This window comes from Metabacillus niabensis (assembly GCF_902829255.1).
GTDB classification, from domain to species: domain Bacteria; phylum Bacillota; class Bacilli; order Bacillales; family Bacillaceae; genus Metabacillus; species Metabacillus niabensis.
In genome coordinates this window covers 1-4,592 of the sequence record NZ_CADEPK010000067.1, presented here as the reverse complement: position 1 = coordinate 4,592, position 4,592 = coordinate 1, and the positions used below count along the sequence as shown (strand labels likewise).

4 protein-coding genes are annotated in these 4,592 nt (G+C 33.9%); 1 reads left to right on the top strand and 3 read right to left on the bottom strand.

Annotated features, from left to right (window positions below; genetic code table 11):
* The 3 genes from HU235_RS07500 to mecA all read right to left on the bottom strand — a co-directional run.
* Positions 1–666, bottom strand: a 666-nt coding sequence (locus HU235_RS07500) for a competence protein CoiA family protein (protein WP_217451424.1), incomplete at its 3' end; no start/stop codon positions are given.
* 141 nt (positions 667–807) lie between these two features.
* Positions 808–2,319, bottom strand: coding sequence for a cardiolipin synthase (gene cls, locus HU235_RS07495; protein WP_174879807.1), 1,512 nt, complete (start codon positions 2,317–2,319; stop codon positions 808–810).
* Between the two features lie 254 nt (positions 2,320–2,573).
* Complete coding sequence (gene mecA, locus HU235_RS07490; protein WP_095300784.1) at positions 2,574–3,242, bottom strand: adaptor protein MecA; 669 nt, start codon at positions 3,240–3,242, stop codon at positions 2,574–2,576.
* 500 nt (positions 3,243–3,742) lie between these two features.
* Here mecA and HU235_RS07485 point away from each other — a divergent pair, with 500 nt between their 5' ends.
* A complete protein-coding gene (locus HU235_RS07485; protein WP_174879806.1) occupies positions 3,743–4,423 on the top strand; it encodes a TerC family protein in 681 nt (226 codons plus the stop codon).
* The last annotated feature ends 169 nt before the right edge of the window (positions 4,424–4,592 follow it).

The window sequence follows — 4,592 nt, the reverse complement described above, 5'->3', positions numbered from 1 at the left end:
ATACAATGTTCTCCTGTTTATTTTTATATTTATTAATTCCTTAAAGGTAATCGAATTAATTGGAATCTTCTGATGTGTGGCAAAAATTAACCGGGGTGAAAAGGGGATAATTGAATCTAGGACAATAAATGCCTTCGTTTGGCTACAGTAGCAATATAATTGCGGAGGCTCACCGTGATCAGTAAAGTTTGTTAGGTGCCATTGAAACGGCGTAATAGAAAATGAAGTCATCCCAACACGAGTTAACCTTTTTGCTCCCAATAACCATAGAGGCTTCATTTGTAAGCTTTGATAATTTTCGGTTCTTTTTACGAGAATTTTTGAATCTGTCGTTGAGCATTGAAATTCAATTGCTACGATTTCATTCTCCGTTTCAGCTAATAAATCTGGACGTTGTTTGATTTTAGGTAGGTATGGCTCTAGTTTTACATTCCTAACCGCTTTGTTATGCTTGAGCCAGTCGTATAAATCGAGCTTCCCCTGTAAATGGTAACTACTTTCCGCTTCATGCTGTTCTGTACATCCTGAAATTTTCTTATGAGCGAAATGAGCTGATACAATATTTCCGATTCTTAGCTCTACTTCACTATTACATACTGGACAGAAAAAGTCAGAATGATCTCTTAAGCTCCTTAGCCGATCCTTTGTCCATTTCCTTTCTGCCACATTTATTAAAACTCCTTTTTCGTTTTGAGCGACAAACAAGAGCTTCACTTCCTTTCTATATACGTTCATTATCCAAATTTGAAAGTAGATTGCAAATTGGTGAAAGTGAATTTTTCAAGTAAATTGATAAAAAAAACTCCCTTATAATAAGGGAGATAGCAATCTTGCCGTAGATTCAAATAGTTTTTTGTAAAATGGCCTTCTAGAAAATTCCTCTTTAACTATTGCTTTTGAATTGTCAATATCAATTAAATATTCATTAACAAGCGTTTGTGTACTTCCAGTTCGATAAAGAAAAGCGTTAACTTCAAAGTTCAAATGAAAGCTTCTCATATCCATATTGGCAGTACCAATCGATGCTAATTCATAATCGACAATTATTATTTTGCAATGAAGGAAGCCTTTTTCATATTCATATACCTTAACTCCTGCATCTAATAATTCAGGGAAATATGAGCGTGATGCATAGTAAACAATTTTCTTGTCTGGATGCTTTGGAATAAGCAATCTAACATCAAGTCCGCTTAATGCAGCAACCTTTAATGCTGTCAGTATGTCCTCATCAGGTATAAAATAGGGTGATGCAATCCATATCGACTGTTTAGCTGAAATAATCATTGAAAAGAAGAGATTTTTGATAACATCCCATTTATTATCAGGTCCCCCTGCAATAAGCTGGACTCCTCCAGTTTGCTCTGGCTTATCTTTTGAGGACGTTAAATAGGTTTGTGATAATAGCTTTTTATCTGTCATGTAATACCAATCCTGCAAAAAAATCATTTGAAGCGTCCTAACTGCCTCTCCCTTTATCAACAAATGTGTATCACGCCAAAAGCCAAAATTCATATTTCTTCCTAAATATTCATCACCAATATTTAATCCTCCTACAAAACCGATTGAGCCGTCTATAATAATTATTTTTCGATGATTACGAAAGTTTATTTTATTATTAAGCAATGGAAATTTCACTGGTAAAAACGGAACTGCTTCAATTCCTGCAGCCTTCATTTCCTTTAAGTACTTTTTCGATAGCTTCCAGCAGCCAACTGCATCATATAAAAAGCGAATATCCACACCTTCCTTCGCTTTTTCTATGAGTAAATTTTTTAACGTCTGTCCTACTTCATCATGTCTCACGATATAATATTCCAGGTGAATATGATGCTTAGCCTGTTTAATTTCATGAAATATGTGGGCAAAGGTTTCATCACCATTTGTTAATGCCTTTGTCTTCGTTCCAAAGGAGACTGGGCTATGCCCTAATCGATGAGCAAGCTTAAACAATAATTGCTGATGCTCTCCCATATGTGCCATTTTATCTTGATAGGAAGAATGATTTCCTTCTATTTCTAAAAATGCCTTTTCATCGGTTAATGCTTTTTTAGCAAAAAGTCGTCTTTTTTTAATGTTCCGTCCAAAAAATAAATAAAAAAAGAAACCGACTAACGGAAAACCACCAAGGACAACTAACCATGTAATTGTATGTGAAGGGTGACGATTTTCTAAAAAAATAACGATACATATAAAGATTATTGATAATGTAAAAACAATACTAACGATGCCAACAACAAAATCTCCCCAAAGATTTTTTGTTAATAGGACAAATGATGCAGATAAAGCAATAAATAACAGCAGCCGGAATATATTTTTCATCGTTTCACCTTACTTACTTTCTTTTACTTTTTCCCTTACTTAGATGAAACTAAACGCACTTAGCCTACGGAATGATATGACAAAACTTTTTATTTTCCATTATTATATTTTGCTTTGCATACATTGATTCTCCATCTTAAATTATCTTGTCACAACCATCAATAAAAAAACCTGATTTAAAATTTTAAATCAGGTTTAACCAAAATGAATAATGGATATTTATATATTGCAATTGTTCCATTATCTATATTTTATTATGCAAAATGCTTATTAATTACCTTTAATGCATTATCTTTCGCAATGACCTTCCCATATTCCTCAAGTCGGTGAATTGTAACACGAGATTCTTGTCCATACTCTAATATGATGCTTAAAGTATTCTCAATCTCATCATCGTCCACCTCATCATTAAATTCAATAAATAGATAATAGGATTGGTCAAGTGAGAATAAATGATTTGTCATCCCCGGCAACACTGAGCATTTCGCCAAGGATATAACATTTTCTATATCATTAAATTTGATCACAAATTGAAGCTCATGTTCAATCTCTTCAACAAGCTCATCAATTGCATCATCTTGTTTATTAAAATTTCCTAATAACGATTCTACATTTTCATCGATTGGAAGCTCTTTTAGTTTTTCATCTGATATTGGAAGCTCTAACTTTTGTCCATCTTTCGATAATTGTGCTTTTGTTACAATTACTTCCAAACCTTTATCAAGTGCTTGGACTTGAATCCAGAGTGGGCCTTCAACCATAAATTCCTCTTCCTCATGGACTTCATCCATCATTTCCCAGAAAAGCTCCTCACTTCGATCGCGGTTATACCATATTTCATCTCTGTCAAAGCCGCGCTCTTCAATATCGAGATACGAAATGTAAAACTTTACAGTATTTTCATTAATACGTTCGATTTCCATTACTCTTAACCTTCCCTTCTATATAAGATGTTGAAGGGACAACTCCCTCCATATGAGGTAGTTGTACTTCCTACACTTTACCCAATTTGCAGAAAATTTAACCACTTGGGCAAAGAGAAAGTGTTAGTAGGTATCTGCTAAAGTCAGCAAAATTCTCCAAATACCTAATAAAACCTTCAAAAGTGATGATTGAATCTTGTACTCCTATTTTATGATAAAAAGTGCATAAAGGAAATAAAAAAACTCTGAAATATTAAAAACAGTTATTTAACCTATCCATTAAGAAAAGTGAAGAGACATGCTTCTCTACAATAGACGAAATAGTAAAAGTTATTCTTTACCATTCGCTTTGCTTTATCCCTTTATACAGCGTGTTCTTAAAAATTCCCAAGAAAATATAGGACAAAATTTCACCATCATTAGCGTGATCTAAATCATATTTTATAAATGTTTTCATATAATTGTACGAGCAGTTACTAAGCTGAAAGAGGGTTTATTATATGGAACAGGAATTTCTTCTATCACTATTTATCATTATTGGCATTGATTTAGTCCTAGGAGCAGATAATGCAGTTGTTATTGCTATGGCTTGTCGCAATCTACCCGTTATTCAGCGTAACAAAGCAATTATACTAGGCACCTTATTAGCGATTATAGTCCGTATTTGCATTACGATGATAGCGGTCACCTTATTAGATATACCTTTTCTACAATTAATTGGCGGAATTTTTCTATTATATATTGCGTTTCACTTACTTACAGGGAAAAACGAAGAAACAAATCAAATAAAAAGTCATGGTTCATTATGGAAAGCGATTCAAACAATTGTGTTAGCAGACCTGTTAATGGGATTTGACAATGTTATTGCAATAGCAGGAGCAGCACAGGGGCATAAATTACTTGTCGTCATTGGTTTATTTATCTCAATTCCAATCATTATTTGGGGAAGTAAAATCATTCTCTATTTATTAACAAAATATCCGTTACTTATCTATGTTGGCGGAGGCTTACTTGCCTTCACTGCCGGTAAGATGATTGCTCATGATAACCAGCTGCAAACTATTTATCAGTCCCATCCGATAATAGCACAAAGCTTACCTTTATTAACAACCTCATTTATTTTGTTAGCAGGGGTTATTTTCCAACTAATGGTCAGTATCAATCCAGCACGAAAGAAATAAAAGCTAAATTTTTTATTAGTAGTTTATTTAACAAAAAATAGTTGATGTCCGTTTACGATTCAGCTACGCGGACATCATGCTTCCCTCTGTTCTCCCCTGCATGCGCCTTACTTTCCTCGCTATGTCCCACAGAAGTCTACATATTAGTTCAAATCAACAGTACAAGTCA